This is a genomic window from Streptomyces sp. NBC_01431 (assembly GCF_036231355.1).
GTDB lineage: Bacteria > Actinomycetota > Actinomycetes > Streptomycetales > Streptomycetaceae > Streptomyces.
This window is the reverse complement of sequence record NZ_CP109496.1, coordinates 1,158,563-1,175,264: the sequence shown is the minus strand read 5'-3', so window position 1 is coordinate 1,175,264 and position 16,702 is coordinate 1,158,563. Positions and strand designations below refer to the sequence as shown.

Sequence of the window (16,702 nt, the reverse complement as noted above, 5' to 3'; positions counted from 1 at the left end):
CTCGAAACTCCACTGTTCCAAGCATGAACGCGCACGCTACGTCCGGCTGTTGCTCGGTACGAACGGAGAACGACCCTTGCGGATCCACCGGCACCGTCCCCGCCCGCCCCGACGTCCCGCCGTCGCCGTGTTCTCGGCGCTCGCGCTCGCCCTCACCGCCCTGACCGTTCCGGCCGCCCATGCCGAGGCCGCGGCGCCGCCCGGCGGTGTTCTGGACAGCGGCACCAAGTCCGTGACCTGGCAGAGCCCGCTCTACGAGAAGGGCACGGTCGGCTCGCCCGACAAGTGCCCGCCGCCCGCGCAGGACCCGGCGGGCGCGGTCTGCGCACGCTTCGACCTGACCGTGAACCCGCCCCCCGGCCAGTGGGACGACAACCCGGAGGGCGGTGTGCCCGTCTCCATCCAATGGGCCACCCCCACCGACGACTTCGACATGTACATCTACGACGACGCCGGCAAACAGGTCGCCTCCAGCGCGGGCACCGCCGACCCCGAGGCGACCGTCATACCGAAGGCGTCGGGGACGTACCACGTGGTCGTCGTCCCCTACGACGTGCACCACAACTCGTTCACGGGCAAGGCCTACCTGCCCGAGCCGACCGACGCCGGGAACCTCACCGGCTTCAGCGGCAAGGACGGCACGTACGACATCGCGGCGGGCGCGCTCAAGGCCCGCGCGGACTTCCTCGCCGACGACACGCTGCGGCTGCGCGCCACTCCGGACGGCACGTTCACCGACCCGCCCGGCAGCCACATGATCCAGACCGAGCCGAAGCCGCAGAAGAACACCAAGTCCTTTGACGCGGGGGCCTATTACGGGATCCGCAGCAAGGATGTCGTCCTGCGCGTCTACAAGAAGCCGCTGCGCTTCGCGCTCTACAAGGGCGACAACAGGACCGCCATCTGGTCGGAGGCCGACCCGCTGCGCTGGACCTCCGGCGGCATGCGACAGAGCCTGACCCGCGGTGCGAACGAGCAGTTCTTCGGCGGTGGCGAGCAGAACGGCAGTTTCTCCCACCGCGACCAGATCATGAACGTCGGCAACAACACCAACTGGAACGAGGGCGGCTGGAACAACTCGCAGCCCTTCTACATCTCCTCCGCCGGATACGGCGTGTTCCGCAACACCTTCGCGCCCGGCGCGTACGACTTCGGGCCGCGGGTGCGCACCGGGCAGCAGGAACGGCGTCTGGACGCCTACTACTTCACCGGCGACGTGAAGTCCGTCATCGGCAAGTACACCTCGCTGGTCGGCAAGCCGTTCATGCCGCCGGTGTACGGACTCGAACCCGGCGACTCCGACTGCTATCTGCACAACGCCAACCGGGGCGAACGGCACACCCTGGACGCACTCAAGGTCGCCGACGGCTACACGCAGAACCAGATGCCGCTCGGGTGGATGCTCGTCAACGACGGCTACGGCTGCGGTTACGAGAACCTCGCCGAAACCGGCAAGGGCCTCCAGGCGCACAACGCCCAGCTCGGCCTCTGGACGCAGGACGGCCTCGACAAACTCGCCGACCAGGTCAAGGCGGGCCAGCGGGTCGCCAAACTGGACGTCGCCTGGGTCGGCAACGGCTACGGATTCGCCCTGAACGCGTGCGACCAGGCGAAGGCCGGCATCGAGGACAACAGCGACGCCCGCGGATTCGTGTGGCTGCCCGTCTCCTGGTCCGGCGCGCAGCGCTGCGGTGTCCTGTGGAGCGGCGACCAGAAGCTCAGCTGGGACTACCTGCGCTGGCAGATCCCCACCTACGCGGGCGCCACGCTCTCCGGCATCGCGTACAACACGGGCGACGTCGGCAGCATCTTCGGCCACGACCCGAAGATGTACACCCGCGACCTCCAATGGAAGGCGTTCCTGCCCGCCATCATGACGATGGACGGCTGGGCCAAGGACCTCGCCACCGGCAAGGCCGCCGACCAGCAGCCCTGGCTCGACGGCGCACCGTACGCCGCCATCAACCGCAAATACCTCCAGCTGAAGGAGCGGCTCATCCCGTACATGTACGGGCTCTCCAAGGACGCCACGAAGACCGGCGTCGGCGCGGTCCGTCCGCTCTCGCTCGAGTACCCGGACGATCCGAACACCCTCGGCGCGAACGCCAAGTACGAGTTCCTGGCCGGACCCGACTTCCTGGTCGCCCCCGTCTACAGCGACACCAGCGTCCGCAACGGCATCTATCTGCCCAAGGGCACCTGGACCGACTACTGGACGGGCAAGACCTACCAGGGCCCCACGACCGTCAACAACTACGCGGCACCGCTGGACACCCTGCCGCTGTTCGTGAAGGGCGGCTCCATCGTGCCGATGTGGCCCAAGGGCACGACATCGTGGCAGACCCGGGAGAAGGGCGAGCTCGACTACGACATCTACCCGCAGCCGGGCCGCTCCTCGTACACGCTGTACGAGGACGACGGGGTGACCCGGCAGTACGCCCAGGGCGCCTCGGCCACCCAGCGCGTCGAGGTCACCTCGGCTGGGCGCGCCTCGGTCATCAACGTCGGTGCAAGCGTGGGCGGTTACCAGGGCAAGGCGTCGGCGCGCTGCTACCGCTTCACCGTGCACACCAAGGCGGCCCCCGCGGTCGCCGCCCTCGGCGGTGCCCGGCTGCACCGCTACGGGTCCGCCGCCGAGCTCGCGGCCGCGGGCACCGGCTGGTACTACGACCCCGCGACCGGAGTGACGGAGGTGAAAACACCGTCGCTGCCCACCGGGCACGGCTTCTCGGTGGAGCTCGCCTGATCGACCGCCACCTGGTCGGGGGCCGTACCGTGAGCCGTCCGGTACGGCCCCTTCGCACGTCGGCAACGGCGGTGAGGCAGGATCGGCGTACAGGCACCCGACTGCTAGGGGATCGATTCGATGTCATTCCGCGCCATCCGAGTGAGCAAGGACGAGCAGGGCCACCGGGTCGAGACCGTCACGCTGGAGGAGAGCGAGCTCCCGAAGGGCGATGTGACCGTCGCCGTGGACTACTCGACCGTCAACTACAAGGACGGCCTCGCGCTCGCCGACAAGGGCATCGTGCGGACGTATCCGCTGATCCCCGGGATCGACTTCGCGGGCACCGTCGAATCCTCCAGCCACGCCTCCTTCGTGCCCGGTGACAAGGTCGTCCTCAACGGTTACGGGGTCGGCGAGAGCCACGACGGCGGCTTCGCGCAGAAGGCCCGGGTCAGTGGTGACTGGCTGGTTCCGCTGCCCGCCCCGCTCACGACCCGGCAGGCCGCCGCCATCGGCACCGCCGGATACACCGCGATGCTCAGCGTCCTGGCCCTTCAGGACGCGGGCCTAACCCCGGCGAGCGGCGACGTGCTCGTCACCGGTGCCGCGGGCGGTGTCGGCTCGGTCGCGGTGGCGCTCCTCGCCCGGCTCGGACACCGGGTCATCGCCTCCACCGGCCGGCCCGCCGAGGCCGACTACCTGCGCGAACTCGGCGCCGCCGACATCATCGACCGCACCGAACTCTCCACCCCGGGCCGTCCGCTCGGCAAGGAACGCTGGGCCGGCGCGGTCGACTCGGTCGGCAGCCACACCCTGGTCAACGTCCTCGCGAGCACGCGCTACGGCGGTACGGTCACCACCTGCGGCCTGGCCCAGGGCCCCGATCTCCCGGGCACCGTCCTGCCGTTCATCCTGCGCGGGGTGACCCTGGCCGGCATCGACTCCGTGCAGGCGCCGATGGAGCGCCGCGTGAGGGCGTACGAGCGCCTGGCCCGCGATCTCGATCCGGCCCTCCTGGAGCGGATGACCACCGTCGTCGGCCTGGACGAGGTACCCGCCGTCGCGGACCGTATCCTCGCCGGCCAGGTCCGCGGCCGCACGGTCGTGGACGTCAACGCCTGACGGACGAAGCAGGGGCGGCCGGTCCCGGTCGGCCGCCCTCCAGGATCCCCGCGAAGCCGTCGAGCAGCTGGCCGAGACCGAACTCGAAGACCGCGTCGAGCCGCAGCTCGTACCCGCCTCCCAAGGCCGCGGTGACCCGGGTGAAGACCGGGTATCTCCCCGATGCGGCAAGGGAGTTGAGGGTGGCGTCCTGCTGCTCCATCCAGCCCTCCGCGCTCACTCCGGTGCTGGCCGCCGCCTGGGTCTCCTGCTCCAGGCTGGTCGCGATCCCCTGCACATAGCCGTACAGCACCACGTGCACGTCCAACATGGTGGCCGGTTCGAGCCCGCGCCCATCGAGCGCGGCCAGCGCCCACTCGGCGCGATCGCGCTGGACGCCTGAGGCGCGCGCTCCGGTGCGGACTCAGGCGGGGAGGTGGGCCGGTTCGGCGGTCGGCAGTTCTGTGGGCAGTTCCGCGGGGGTGGCGCCGGTCAGCATCATGACGCCGCGGGCGGCCACGCTCGCCGACGCCGCGGCGATTGCCCAGCCGAGCGGTCCGCCGTGGAAGCTTTCGCCGAGCAGCGCGACACCGATCACCGCGGCCGCGGCGGGGTTCGCCAGGTTCACCACGGCCAGCGGGGCGGCCAGGCCACCGCGGTAGGCCGACTGCGAAAGCAGTAGCCCGCCGACCGCGAACGTCGCGACGAGCACCGCGACCAGCGTGGTCTGCCACCAGGCCAGGGCAGCTCCGGGCAGTTCGGGGGCCAGCGACGCGGTGACCGTCTGGGTCAGCGCCGACGCCACCGCCGAGGCGACCCCGGACGCGGTGGCCAGGCCGAGGCGGCCGCCGTGCGCGGAGTGCGCTCCGGCGCGTACCAGGAAGGCGAGCAGCAGGGCGGTGGTGGAGGCGATGGCGAGGGCCTCGCGCAGGCTCAGCGCGTCGCCGGGGGTGGCGGGCCCAGTGACCGCGATCAGGCCGGCGAGCCCGGCCAGCGTCCAGGCCGCACCGCGCCATTCGCGCCGGGTGACGCGCCGCCGCTCGTAGTACGCGGAGAGGGGCAGCGCGGCGACCAGGGTGAGCGCGCCGAGCGGCTGGACCAGGGTGAGCGGACCGTAGTGGAGCGCGGCCACGTGCATGAGCGCGCCCGCCGCGTTGAGGCCGACAGCCCACCACCACAGCGGCCGGGTCAGCAGTTTGCCGAGCCCACCGCCGCCCTGGGCCGCGAGCCGGGACTGGCCGACGGCGGCCAGCGCGTATCCGGCGGCCGAAGCGAGCGAGAGGAGGATGGCGAGCAGCGCGGACTCGTTCATCGCGCGGCCTCGGAGAGTTGCGGCACAGCGGTGCGCCGGTCCGACATGGATGCCGCAGGCAACTGTGTGACGCGACGGGGTGCCGGTACGAAGCAGAGCACCGCGCCGAGCATCCCGGCGGCCACGATCGTGTCCAGCCAGTAGTGGTTGGCGGTGCCCACCACCACGAGCAGGGTGACCAGCGGATGCAGCAGCCACAGCCACCGCAGGCGCCCGCGGGTCGCCGCGATCAGCCCGATGGCGACCATCAGCGCCCAGCCGAAGTGCAGCGAGGGCATCGCGGCGAACTGGTTCGCCATGGCGTCGTTGTCCGGTGTCGCCGCGTACACGGAGGGTCCGTACACCTGAGCCGTGTCGATGAGCCCGGTCGCCGCGAGCATCCGCGGCGGGGCGAGCGGGAGCGTGATGTGCAGTACCAGGGCGCCGGCGGTGAGCGCGGCGAGGACCCGGCGCGACCACAGGTAGTGCTCGGGGCGGCGCAGATACAGCCAGACCAGGAAGGCGACAGTGGCCGGGAAGTGCACCGTGGCGTAGAAGGTGTTGGCGGCCTTGACCAGGGCGTCGCCGTGCAGCAGCAGATGCTGGACGGAGCCCTCGCCGGGCAGGTGCAGCGCACGCTCCCAGCTCCACACGTGGTCGGCGTTGTCGAAGGCCCTCGCCTCGTGCCCGTTCGCCAGCTGACGGCCGAACTTGTAGACGAGGAAGAGCGCGGTCACGAGCAGCAGCTCGCGTACCAGGGGCGGCCGGGATGCGGTCGTCTCCGGTCCGGTGGGACGGGTCTGGCGACGCGTCCCCTTGGTTATACCGGCAGGCATTCTCCGGCCCCTTTGAACCTGGATCAATACGTGGAAAAAACGGAAGCAAACATAGGCAGGCTAGATCCAAAGTCATCGAGACGCAAACGTCTCGATACGTTTGCGTCTCGGTTGAGCGGAGCCTACTCTCGTATGTGCAGGAGCACCCCTTGTTTTCTCCGGAGGGAACGATGTCGACGCAGGCCGCCACGGCCGCTGCCCGCCGCAGCAAGATCAGCCCCGAGCGCGAGCTGGAGCTGTACGACGCCGTGCTCGACCTGCTCAGAGAGGGCGGCTACGACTCCGTGACCATGGAGGGCGTCGCCGCGCGCACCAAGTGCGGCAAGGCCACCCTGTACCGGCAGTGGAAGAGCAAGCCCCTGCTCGTCACGGCGGCCCTCGGCAAGAGCCGCTGCTCCTTCTTCACCGGCATCGACACCGGTACCCTCGCCGGGGACCTGCGTGAGGCGGCGCGGGCGGTCGGTCGCCGCGAGGGCCCCGACACCGAGCTGATGGAAGCCGTCGGGCAGGCCTACATCAAGCACCCCGACCTGCGCGAAGCCCTCCGCGAGACGGTACTGAACCCGGAGATCGCCGCACTGGACGCGATGCTCCAGCGCGGCGTCGAACGCGGCGAGGTGGCCGCGGACAACCCCGCGATCGGCTACGTCGCCCCCATGATCATGGGCATGCTGCGCATCGAGCGCCTCTTCGAGGACCGCTTCCGCGGCGAGGACACCCTGCTCGGACTCCTCGAATCGGTGATCTTCCCGGCGCTGCGGATCGGCTGAGCGGGGTCGGGGGAGCGGGCGCTGGGTCCTCGCGTCAACTACCGCTTGCGCTAAGGGAGTTCGGTCGGTGGTCTGCGGAACCCGGGGAGCGGACCCGGACCCCCGGCCCCGGTTAGCATGATCCGTGCATTTCACGCTCCCCGACGGCACACGCCTCGACTACGACGACACCGGTGAGGGCCCGCTCGCCGTCTACGCGCACGGAGCCCCGCTGAGCCGCGAGGTCGAAGCCGGGCTCGGCATGTTCAGCTGGGAGCCGGTTGAGCGGCTGCCCACGCATCGCTTCGTCCGGTACGACGCCCGCGGCCACGGCGCCTCCACCGGCCGCCCCAACCCGGCCGACTACCGCTTCGACCGGTTCGCGAAGGACCTCGTCGCCCTGCTCGGCCACCTCGGTGGCGAGGCGCCGGTGACCGGCATGGGTTCCTCCCTCGGCTGTGCGACGGTGTTGCACGCGGCGCTCCAACAGCCGCTGCTCTTAGACCGGTTGGTGCTGCTCATCCCGCCGACCGCCTGGGAGACCCGCCCGGCCCAGGCGGCCGGCTACCGTAAGGTCGCCGACCTCGTGGAGCAGCGCGGCGCCGAAATCCTGACCGCCCTGACGGCCGCCACCCGCGTGCCGCCCTCCCTCGCCGGAGTGCCGGGATACCCGCCGCGCGAGTGCGGTGTGGAGGGCGATCTCGTGCCCGCCGTGTACCGGGGCCTCGCCGACTCCGACCTCCCCGACCGCGACGCCCTCGCCCAACTGACCCAACCTGCCCTGCTGTTGGCGCTGGCCGACGATCCGGTCCACCCGCTGTCGACGGCGCAGCAGCTCGCGGCGATCCTGCCGGGTGCGCGCCTGCACGTCTCGTCGGACTCGGCGGACATCGCCACGTGGGGCGAACGGATCGCCCGTTTCCTGACCGCCTGAGAGCGCGGCCGGGGGGGCGGGCCCGCCGGTCGGGCCCGGGGTGTGTGGGTGGACCGTATGCCCAGCCCACAGGGCGGGCTCGTCGGCGGGTCACACCGCGAGGACCCTCACCCCGGCCTCGGTGAACCGCGCCGCCGTCTCCGGCGAGACCGCCGTGTCGGTGACCAGCGTGCCGACCTGGGACGTCGCGCAGATCCGGGCGAACGTGCGCTTGCCCAGCTTCGTGGAGTCCGCCGCCACGATGACCCGTTCGGCCCGCTCGCACAGCAGCCGGTTGATGCCGGCCTCGTCCTCGTCGTGCGCCGATGCCCCGTGCGTCACATCGAAGGCGCCGACGCCGAGCACCGCCACATCCATGGTGATCTGGTTCAGCACCCCGCCCGCGAGCGGCCCCGTCAGCTCGTACGACTGGGGGCGGGCCACCCCGCCCGTCACCACGATCTTGAACTGTGGGCGAACCGCGAGCTCGTTGGCGATGTTGAGCGCATTGGTCACAATCGTCAACGCCGGTGATCCGGCGGCCAGTTCGGGCCGCACGGCCAGCGCGCGGGCGACCTCCGTCGTCGTGGTGCCGCCCGTCAGACCCACCGCCTCGCCGGGGGCGACCAGAGCCGCCACCGCCTTCGCGATCCGCTGTTTCTCCGAGGCCTGCCGCGCCGTCTTGTAGCGCAGGGGGAGTTCGTAGGAGACGCCGTGCACGACCGCGCCGCCCCGCGTGCGCACCAGCATCTGCTGCTCGGCGAGCTGGTCGAAGTCGCGGCGGATGGTGGCCGCCGACACGCCGAGGGCCGTCGCCGCCTCGTCGACCTCAAGGCGACCCTGCTCCACGAGGAGTTCGAGCAGTGCCTGCCAGCGGGCGTCGCGCGACATCCGCACCCTCCGTTCTTCGTACCGGTGACCGTCCGTAATGACCTTAGCGCACAGTCGCATGCTTGATTGTGCTCGAAAGAGCGATATATTTTGCATAAACAAGCATAGGCCCGTCAGATTCAGAGGGTGGGAGCCCGGCATGAGCCATGTCGAGAACGAACTGAGCAGTCAGCCCGAATGCTGGAAGCGGGCGGCCGAACTCGCGGTCCAGCACAAGGACGCACTGCCGGCGCCCGGCGAACGCGTCGCCGTCGTCGGCTGCGGCACCTCCTTCTTCATGGCGCAGGCCGTCGCCGCACTCCGCGAAGGCGCGGGCCTGGGCGAGACCGACGCCTTCGCGGCCTCCGAATTCCCCACCGGACGCTCCTACGACCGGATCGTCGCGCTGACCCGCTCCGGTACCACCACCGAGGTGCTCGACCTGCTCGCGGCGGTGCGCGGCCGGGTCCGTACCACCGCCATCACGGCCGACCCGAGCACCCCGGTCATGCAGGCCGCCGACGACATCGTCGTGCTCGACTTCGCCGACGAGGAGTCGGTCGTCCAGACCCGCTTCGCCACCACCGCCCTCACCCTGCTGCGCGCCCACCTCGGGCTGCACACCGAGCAGGCCGTCGCCGACGCCCGCACGGCACTGGCCGAACCGCTCCCCGAAGGCCTGGTGGGCTGCACCCAGTTCACCTTCCTCGGGCGCGGCTGGACCAACGGCCTCGCCCAGGAAGCCGCGCTGAAGATGCGCGAGGCATCCCTGTCCTGGACCGAGGCGTACCCGGCGATGGAATACCGCCACGGACCCATCAGCATCTCGACCACCACCACTGCCACCTGGATGTTCGGGCAAGCCCCCGAAGGCCTCGCCGGGCAGGTGGCCGACACCGGCGCGATGTGGATCGAGGGTCGCCTGGACCCGCTCGCCGAACTCGTGCGCGCCCAGCGCCTGGCTGTGGCCGTCGCCGCTGCCCGCGGACTCGACCCGGACCGCCCACGCCACCTCACCCGCTCCGTCATCCTCGACGGCGCCTGACCCGGCCGGGCTCGTGCCGCAGATGAACGCCACGCAGGTGAACGCGGAGCACATGGAGGCGCCGCACATGAACGTGCCGCACACAAACGCGCCGCACATGGACGACGCCACGCAAGTCAACGTGACGAAGCTGAAGGGGAAGCACTGATGCCACTCGCACGGACCGGCGCGCTCGTCGCCGAAGCCGCCGACAAACGCCGCGCGGTCGCGGCCTTCAACATCATCACGCTGGAACACGCCGAGGCGGTCATCGCGGGCGCCGAAGCGGCCAAGTCGCCGGTCGTGCTCCAGGTCAGCGAGAACGTCGTCAAGTTCCGCTACGGCCGGGTCCTGCCGCTCGCCCGCGCCGCCGCCGCAGCCGCCGAAGCCGCGTCCGTACCGGTCGCGCTGCACCTCGACCACGTCAAGCAGGACGAACTCCTGCGCCAGGCGGTCGACGCGGGATTCAGCTCCGCGATGTACGACGCGGCCCATCTGCCGTACGAGGAGAACCTGGCCGCGACGCGCGCCGCAGCCGACTGGGCGCACACCCAAGGCCTTTGGATCGAAGCCGAGTTGGGGGAGGTGGGCGGCAAGGACGGCAAGGCCCCACTGGACGCCCACGCCCCCGGTGCGCGTACCGACCCCGGCCAGGCGCGGCAGTTCGTGGCCGAGTCGGGCGTGGACGCGCTCGCCGTCGCGATCGGCAGCTCGCACGCCATGACCTCGCGCACCGCCCAACTGGACCACGCCCTGCTCGCCAGACTCGACGAAGCCCTCAGGGTGCCGCTGGTCCTGCACGGCTCCTCCGGAGTTCCGGACAAGGCGCTGTCGGCGGCGGTCGTCGGCGGCATCGCCAAGGTCAACATCGGCACCGCGCTGAACATCGCCATGACCGACGCCATCCGCGCCTATCTCGCCGCCCATCCCGAAGCGGTGGACGCCCGCACCTACCTGACGGTCGGCCGCCAGGCGATGGCCGCGACCGTCACCCGGCTCATCGGAGTCCTCGACGGGACGAGTTGAGCCGCCCGTACGAACCGGTCGGCCCGGCCAAAGCGCTCTCGGGCGTGAGACGGCCCGGGAGCGCTCTCGGAAGCGAGTCCACCCGAGGGCGCTCCCGACCCCGCGCGCACCCGAGGGCGCTCTCACGCGCCCCTGCCCGAGAGCGCTCTCACGCGTGCCCCCGGAGTGAGAGCGCTCCCACCACCACCCTGCCCCCGCTCGCCCCCCACCCGCCCCCTTCCGCTTGCCCGGCGCTCTTCCGATGTCGCCGGACGTCGTAGACGATGGGCCTGTGGACCGGCATGAGCACGCTCGGCTCGACGCGCTGCAGCGCGACCCCTATCCGCACTATGCGCGGGCCCGGCACGCCGAGGGTCTGACCTTCGTGCCGGAGCTGGACGCCTGGCTGGTGGCGCGCGACGCGGACGTGCGTGAAGTGCTGCGCCGCCCCGAAGCGTTCTCCTCCGCCAACGCGCTGCGCCCGGACGTCCTTCCCGGACCCACGGTGCTCGCCGAGATGGGCCGGGGTTTAGGCGGCCGGCCCGTGGTGGTCAGCTCGGACGGAGCTCTGCACCAGCGACTGCGCGCCCCGATCGTCCACGGCCTGTCGCCCTCGCGGGTCGCCGCCATCGTCCCGTACGCGGCCGAACGGGCCTCGGCGCTGGTCGACGCCTTCGCGCAACGCGGCTCGGCCGAACTCATGGCGGAGTACGCGCTCCAGCTCCCCGGCGCGGTGATCGGGCGGCTGATCGGCCTGGACGCCGCTGATGTTCCGCTCGCCGTGCACGGCGGCCACCGGGCCGAGCAGTTGCTCTTCCGCCCGATGGAGGAGCCGGACCAGCTCGCGGCCGCCCGTGACGTCGTCGCGCTGCAACATCTCCTCGACACGTACATACGGGACCGGCGCGCCCACCCGCAGGACGACCTGTGTACCGGCCTGATCACCGCGCTCGCTCCCGGCGGCGGGTCGGCGACCGACGAACTCACCCTCGACGAGCGCCACGAAATGGTCGCCCACCTGCAAAACTTCCTGCTCGCCGGGCACCTCACCACCAGCGCCCTGATCGGAACGACACTGCTGCACCTGCTGCGCCACCGCGCGCAGTGGGAGCTCCTGTGCGCGAAGCCCGAAATGATCCCGGCCGCCGTCGAAGAGGCGGCCCGCTACGACAGCCCGATCCAGGGCTTCCGCCGCGTCACGACCCGCCCGGTCATCCTGTCCGGCACCGAACTGCCCACCGGGACAGTGGTGTTCATCGCGTACGGTTCGGCCAACCGGGACCCCAGTCGGCACGAGCGGCCCGACGTCTTCGACATCACCCGCACTCCGGCCCGCCACCTCGCCTTCGGATACGGCGTACACGGCTGTCCTGGCTCCCAACTGGCCCGCGAACAGCTGCGGATCACCCTGGAACTGCTCAGCACCCGGCTGCCGGGACTGCGGCTGGCGGAGGACAGACCGGTCGTCATGCGGCCGACGATGATCCACCGGTCCCCGGAGGCGCTGCACCTCGTCTGGTGAACGATCACGGTCCTGTCGCGCGGCCCCGGTGCGGCATATCCTCCGACCATGCGCGTCGCACTCTTCGTCACCTGCGTCAACGACGCGGTGTACCCCGCCACCGGCATCGCGACGGTGAAGCTGCTCGAACGGCTCGGGGTGGAGGTCGACTTTCCCGCCGGGCAGACGTGTTGCGGACAGCCGCAGTACAACACCGGCTACCGGCACGAGACCGAACCCCTGGTGCGGCGGATGGGCCGGGTCTTCGACGGGTACGACCACGTGGTCACCCCGTCCGGCTCCTGCGCGGCGATGGTGCGCGACAACTATCCGCGCATCGGCCACAAGGCCGCGGCCGAAGGGCGCGGTCCCGAGCTGGGCGAGATCGCGCGATCGCTGGGCCCGCGCGTGTACGAGCTGAGCGAGTTCCTCGTCGACGTGCTCGGCGTGACCGACGTCGGCGCGTACTTCCCGCACACCGTCACCTACCACCCCTCCTGCCACGGCCTGCGCACGCTGGGGCTCGGCGACCGGCCCCGCAGACTGCTGGAAGCCGTGAAGGGCCTGGAACTGCGCGAACTCCCGGGCGCCGACGAATGCTGCGGCTTCGGCGGCACCTTCGCCGTCAAGAACCCGGACGTGTCCGCCGCGATGGGCACCGACAAGGTGGCCCACGCCGCATCGACCGGTGCCGAAGTGCTGTGCGGCGCCGACAACTCCTGCCTGATGCACATCGGCGGCATCCTCCACCGCCAGGACGCCCCGCTGCGAGCCCTGCACATCGCCGAGATCCTCCTCAGCACCGAAGCGGAGCCCCACGTATGAGCGGCACCTTCGTCGGCATGCCCGCGTTCCCCCCGCCCGATCCCCCTGCGTTTCCCCGGGCCGCGCGCGACGCCGTCCGTGACACCACCCTGCGCGAGAACCTCCGCCACGCCACCCACACCATCCGCGACAAGCGCGCCAAGGCGGTCGCCGAACTCGCCGACTGGCAGCAGCTTCGCGAGGCGGGCAAGCGCATCAAGGACCACACGCTCCGTCATCTCGACCAATATCTGGTCCAGTTGGAGGAGTCGGTCACCACCGCCGGGGGCACCGTGCACTGGGCCGCCGACGCGGACGAGGCCAACCGGATCGTCGCCGACCTGATCAGAGCCACCGGCGAGACGGAGGTGGTGAAGGTCAAGTCGATGGCCACCCAGGAGATCGGACTCAACGAGGCGCTCGCCGCCGAAGGAATCCGCGCCTACGAGACCGACCTCGCCGAGCTCATCGTCCAGCTCGGCGACGACCGGCCGTCGCACATCCTGGTCCCCGCCATCCACCGCAACCGCGTCGAGATCCGCGACATCTTCCTTGACCGGATGGGCAGTTGGGGCAGACCCGCCCCGGACGGTCTCACCGACACGCCCGCCGACCTCGCCGAGGCGGCCCGCCTGCACCTGAGGGAGAAGTTCCTGCGGGCGAAGGTGGGCGTGTCGGGCGCCAACTTCATGGTCGCCGACACCGGCACACTGGTCGTCTTCGAGTCCGAGGGCAACGGCCGGATGTGCCTGACCCTGCCGGAGACCCTGATCTCGGTCGTCGGCATCGAGAAGGTGATCCCGACCTGGCAGGACCTGGAGGTCTTCCTCCAGACGCTGCCGCGCTCCTCGACGGCCGAGCGGATGAACCCGTACACCAGCATGTGGACCGGCCCGGCCGACGGCGACGGCCCGCAGGACTTCCACCTCGTACTGCTCGACAACGGCCGCACCGACGCGCTGGCCGACGAGGTGGGCCGGCAGGCCCTGCGCTGCATCCGCTGCTCGGCCTGCCTCAATGTGTGCCCGGTGTACGAACGGGCCGGCGGCCACGCCTACGGCTCGGTCTACCCCGGCCCGATCGGAGCCATCCTCACCCCCCAACTCCGCGGTACCACAAGCGAGATCGACGCATCGCTGCCGTACGCCTCCTCGCTCTGCGGTGCCTGCTACGAGGTCTGCCCCGTCGCCATCGACATCCCCGAAGTGCTCGTCCACCTCCGCGAGAAGGTCGCAGGCCAGGGCGGCCCGGGGCACCGCCTGGAGAAGGCCGCGATGAAGGCGGCCGGCTGGGCCATGGACCATCCGCGGGTCATGGCCGCGGGGGAGCGGGCCGCGGCCAGGACCCGCGCACTGCACCCGAAGCGGCCGCCCGGCGCGACGGCCTGGACCGACAGCCGCGACCTGCCGGCGTTCCCCGAAAAACCCTTCCGGGACTGGTGGAAGAAGAACCGCTCATGAGCTCACGCGACCGCATCCTGGCCCGGGTCCGCGCCGCCGTGGCCGGCGCCCCCGCGGCCCCCACCCCTTCCCGCGACTACCTGGCGAGCCACACCCCCAACGACCCGGCGGCCGTACTCGACCTGCTGCACGAGAACCTCGCCGACTACCGCGCGATCGTGCACCGCGCGGACCCGGCCGGGGTGGGTCCCCTCGTCGCGCGGCTCCTGGCCGCACACGGGTCCGCGAACGTCCTGGCGCCGACGGGACTGCCGCCCCAGTGGCTGGCCTCGGCCACCCCCGTCCGCGTGCCCGACAACCCGCAGTCCACCGCCGCCGAACTCGACGGCGTGGCCAGCGTCGTGACCGGCTGCGCCCTGGCCATCGCCGAGACCGGCACGATCGTCCTGGACGGGGGGCCCGCCCAGGGGCGCCGACGCATCACCCTCGTCCCGGACCACCACATCTGCGTCGTACGGGCCCCGGAGCAGGTCGTCGCATCCGTACCGCAGGCCATGTCCCGACTCGACCCCACGCGGCCGCTCACCTGGATTTCCGGCCCCTCGGCCACCAGCGACATCGAACTCGACCGGGTGGAGGGCGTGCACGGCCCGCGCACCCTCGAAGTGATCCTGCTCAGCGAGTGAGCCGGGGGGCCTCGGTCGCGGCGTCCATGCGATCTGGCAGACGAACCGTCAACTCCCGTGCCCACCGGGCGAGTTCGGTTAGATCCAGGCCGTACGTCGGTACCTCGCCCTGCCCGGTGTACCGGGCGAGCGACGCGGCCCCCCGCTCAAGGAGGGAAGCGGCGCCCCGTGCGTTGCCACGCGCCGCATGGGTCAGTCCCACCGCGAGCTGCGCCAACCCCCGCCACAGGGCCTCCTCCTGGGCGGCACCCGACTTCCAGGCGTCCTCGAACACTTCGTGGGCGTGGAACGGCATCCCGGCGTCAAGGAGCCGCTGTGCTTCGCGAAGCGTCTCCTCGGGGGAGCGAGTCACCCCCTCCGGCTGCCGTGCCACCCCGTCCGCGCCGTAGGGCAGCGGTCGGCCGAGCCCGTCCCTGGGCCGCGCGTTGCGCGCCCGGCCATCGGCGTCACGATCCCGGCGTGCAGAACTCTCCATGCGCCGATTGTCCCCCGTTCCTGATCGGACCCTGGAGTGCGGTATGGTTCTCATGCACGAACGGCCGGGGGAAACCCCAGGTCAGACGGGCATCGGGACGTGGCGCAGCTTGGTAGCGCACTTGACTGGGGGTCAAGGGGTCGCAGGTTCAAATCCTGTCGTCCCGACTTTTCGAAGTCGTACGCAAGGGGCCGTTTCAGAGCAATCTGAAACGGCCCCTTGGTCGTTTTTGGAGACGACGTCTTGGGGTCAGCGGCCCCAGCGCAGCGCGGCGGTCTGCACGGGCGCGTCCCACAGCCGCAGCATTTCCGCGTCGGCCCGGCACAGGGACACCGAACAGCCCGCCATGTCCAGCGATGTGACGTAGTTGCCCACGAGCGTCCGCGCGACGGGGACCCCCCGGGCCTCCAGCAGTCGCGCCACCTCGGCGTGGAACCCGTACAGCTCCAGCAGCGGCGTCGCTCCCATCCCGTTGACCAGGGCCAGTACCGGCCCGTCGGCCGGAGCCACCTCCGCCAGCTCGTCGAGTACGGCTCCCACAGCTGCCTCCGCGATCTCCCGGGCCGGCATCACCGCGCGCCGCTCTCGACCGGGCTCGCCGTGGATCCCGATCCCGAGTTCCATCTCCCCGTCCGGCAGGTCGAAGGTCGGGCTGCCTTTCGCGGGAGTGGTGCAGGCGCTGAGCGCCACGCCGAAGCTGCGCGAGGATTCGTTGACGCGCCGGGCGATCGCGGCCACCTGCTCCAGCGGCGCCCCCTCCTCGGCGGCCGCCCCGGCGATCTTCTCCACGAACAGGGTCGCCCCGGTGCCCCGCCGCCCGGCCGTGTACAGGCTGTCGGTGACGGCGACGTCGTCGTTGACCAGGACCCGCTCGACCCGGACGCCGTCCTCCTCGGCGAGCTCGGCGGCCATCTGGAAGTTCAGCACGTCCCCGGTGTAGTTCTTGACGACGAACAGCACGCCCTGTCCTGCCTCGACGGCGCTCGCCGCGCGCAGCATCTGGTCCGGGACGGGCGAGGTGAACACCTCCCCGGGACACGCGGCCGACAGCATCCCGTACCCGACGAACCCGGCGTGCAGCGGCTCGTGCCCGGAGCCGCCGCCGGACACAAGGCCGACCCGCCCGCCCTCCCGCGCGTCCCGCCGCACGACCACCCGCCGCTCCACGTCCACGTTCAGCTCGGGGTGGGCGGCAGCCATCCCCCGCAGGGCATCGGCGACCACGGTCTCCGGACTGTTGATCAGCATCTTCATGGGACCTCCCGGGTGAACCGGCGGCCGAGCCTTTGCCCGGTGTCCGCACCGAGCTCGGACATCGC

The 16,702-nt window shown here is 71.2% G+C and carries 16 protein-coding genes, 1 tRNA gene and 1 pseudogene; 12 read left to right on the top strand and 6 right to left on the bottom strand.

Annotated elements, in window-relative coordinates; genetic code table 11:
* Positions 1-76: 76 nt before the first annotated feature.
* Both OG522_RS05640 and acuI read left to right on the top strand, forming a co-directional pair.
* Complete coding sequence (locus tag OG522_RS05640) at positions 77-2,746, top strand: TIM-barrel domain-containing protein (protein WP_443074664.1); 2,670 nt, start codon at positions 77-79, stop codon at positions 2,744-2,746.
* A gap of 120 nt (positions 2,747-2,866) precedes the next feature.
* On the top strand, positions 2,867-3,850 hold the full coding sequence (gene acuI, locus OG522_RS05635) for an acrylyl-CoA reductase (NADPH) (protein ID WP_329461817.1): 984 nt from the start codon (positions 2,867-2,869) through the stop codon (positions 3,848-3,850).
* On the opposite strand, the pseudogene OG522_RS05630 reads toward acuI, so the two are convergent.
* The 3 genes and pseudogenes from OG522_RS05630 to OG522_RS05620 all read right to left on the bottom strand — a co-directional run.
* Positions 3,840-4,226, bottom strand: a pseudogene (locus OG522_RS05630) (TetR/AcrR family transcriptional regulator C-terminal domain-containing protein); the annotation flags it as partial. The gene acuI and the pseudogene OG522_RS05630 sit on opposite strands and share 11 nt — an antisense overlap.
* Before the next feature lie 27 nt (positions 4,227-4,253).
* Complete coding sequence (locus OG522_RS05625) at positions 4,254-5,141, bottom strand: DMT family transporter (protein ID WP_329461816.1); 888 nt, start codon at positions 5,139-5,141, stop codon at positions 4,254-4,256.
* Positions 5,138-5,956, bottom strand: a complete 819-nt coding sequence (locus tag OG522_RS05620; RefSeq protein ID WP_329461815.1) for a phosphatase PAP2 family protein — start codon at positions 5,954-5,956, stop codon at positions 5,138-5,140. The genes OG522_RS05625 and OG522_RS05620 overlap by 4 nt, the downstream gene beginning before the upstream one ends.
* A gap of 170 nt (positions 5,957-6,126) precedes the next feature.
* Here OG522_RS05620 and OG522_RS05615 point away from each other — a divergent pair, with 170 nt between their 5' ends.
* Positions 6,127-6,726 carry a TetR/AcrR family transcriptional regulator gene (locus OG522_RS05615; RefSeq protein WP_329461814.1) on the top strand — a complete coding sequence of 200 codons (600 nt, stop codon included), beginning with the start codon at positions 6,127-6,129 and terminating at the stop codon, positions 6,724-6,726.
* A 124-nt stretch (positions 6,727-6,850) separates the two neighbouring features.
* Complete coding sequence (locus OG522_RS05610) at positions 6,851-7,639, top strand: alpha/beta fold hydrolase (protein WP_329461813.1); 789 nt, start codon at positions 6,851-6,853, stop codon at positions 7,637-7,639.
* A gap of 90 nt (positions 7,640-7,729) precedes the next feature.
* Here OG522_RS05610 and OG522_RS05605 read toward each other — a convergent pair whose 3' ends face one another.
* The gene (locus OG522_RS05605) at positions 7,730-8,509 is read right to left on the bottom strand and encodes a DeoR/GlpR family DNA-binding transcription regulator (protein WP_329461812.1); all 780 of its coding nucleotides are present in this window, start codon (positions 8,507-8,509) and stop codon (positions 7,730-7,732) included.
* 139 nt (positions 8,510-8,648) lie between these two features.
* On the opposite strand from OG522_RS05605, the gene OG522_RS05600 reads away from it, so the two are divergent.
* The 7 genes from OG522_RS05600 to OG522_RS05570 all read left to right on the top strand — a co-directional run bounded on the left by OG522_RS05600 (position 8,649) and on the right by OG522_RS05570 (position 14,908).
* Positions 8,649-9,533, top strand: a complete 885-nt coding sequence (locus tag OG522_RS05600; RefSeq protein WP_329461811.1) for an SIS domain-containing protein — start codon at positions 8,649-8,651, stop codon at positions 9,531-9,533.
* A gap of 22 nt (positions 9,534-9,555) precedes the next feature.
* Positions 9,556-9,681 carry a hypothetical protein gene (locus OG522_RS05595; protein ID WP_329461810.1) on the top strand — a complete coding sequence of 42 codons (126 nt, stop codon included), beginning with the start codon at positions 9,556-9,558 and terminating at the stop codon, positions 9,679-9,681.
* Positions 9,681-10,538: a class II fructose-bisphosphate aldolase gene (locus tag OG522_RS05590; protein WP_329461809.1), complete on the top strand. Its 858-nt coding sequence runs from the start codon at positions 9,681-9,683 to the stop codon at positions 10,536-10,538. The genes OG522_RS05595 and OG522_RS05590 overlap by 1 nt, the downstream gene beginning before the upstream one ends.
* A 271-nt stretch (positions 10,539-10,809) precedes the next feature.
* Positions 10,810-12,039 carry a cytochrome P450 gene (locus OG522_RS05585; protein WP_329461808.1) on the top strand — a complete coding sequence of 410 codons (1,230 nt, stop codon included), beginning with the start codon at positions 10,810-10,812 and terminating at the stop codon, positions 12,037-12,039.
* Between the two features lie 48 nt (positions 12,040-12,087).
* Positions 12,088-12,843 carry a (Fe-S)-binding protein gene (locus tag OG522_RS05580; RefSeq protein WP_329461807.1) on the top strand — a complete coding sequence of 252 codons (756 nt, stop codon included), beginning with the start codon at positions 12,088-12,090 and terminating at the stop codon, positions 12,841-12,843.
* Complete coding sequence (locus OG522_RS05575) at positions 12,840-14,282, top strand: LutB/LldF family L-lactate oxidation iron-sulfur protein (RefSeq protein WP_329461806.1); 1,443 nt, start codon at positions 12,840-12,842, stop codon at positions 14,280-14,282. Before OG522_RS05580 ends, OG522_RS05575 begins: the two co-directional genes overlap by 4 nt.
* Positions 14,279-14,908, top strand: coding sequence for a LutC/YkgG family protein (locus tag OG522_RS05570; RefSeq protein WP_329461805.1), 630 nt, complete (start codon positions 14,279-14,281; stop codon positions 14,906-14,908). The genes OG522_RS05575 and OG522_RS05570 overlap by 4 nt, the downstream gene beginning before the upstream one ends.
* Here the strand turns inward: OG522_RS05570 and OG522_RS05565 are convergent.
* Positions 14,898-15,383, bottom strand: a complete 486-nt coding sequence (locus OG522_RS05565) for a DUF309 domain-containing protein (protein ID WP_329461804.1) — start codon at positions 15,381-15,383, stop codon at positions 14,898-14,900. The genes OG522_RS05570 and OG522_RS05565 overlap by 11 nt on opposite strands.
* A 93-nt stretch (positions 15,384-15,476) precedes the next feature.
* Here OG522_RS05565 and OG522_RS05560 point away from each other — a divergent pair.
* Positions 15,477-15,550: transfer RNA gene (locus OG522_RS05560), tRNA-Pro, on the top strand.
* Positions 15,551-15,632: 82 nt separating this feature from the next.
* Here OG522_RS05560 and dhaK read toward each other — a convergent pair.
* Positions 15,633-16,637, bottom strand: a complete 1,005-nt coding sequence (dhaK, locus tag OG522_RS05555) for a dihydroxyacetone kinase subunit DhaK (RefSeq protein WP_329461803.1) — start codon at positions 16,635-16,637, stop codon at positions 15,633-15,635.
* Between the last annotated feature and the right edge of the window lie 65 nt (positions 16,638-16,702).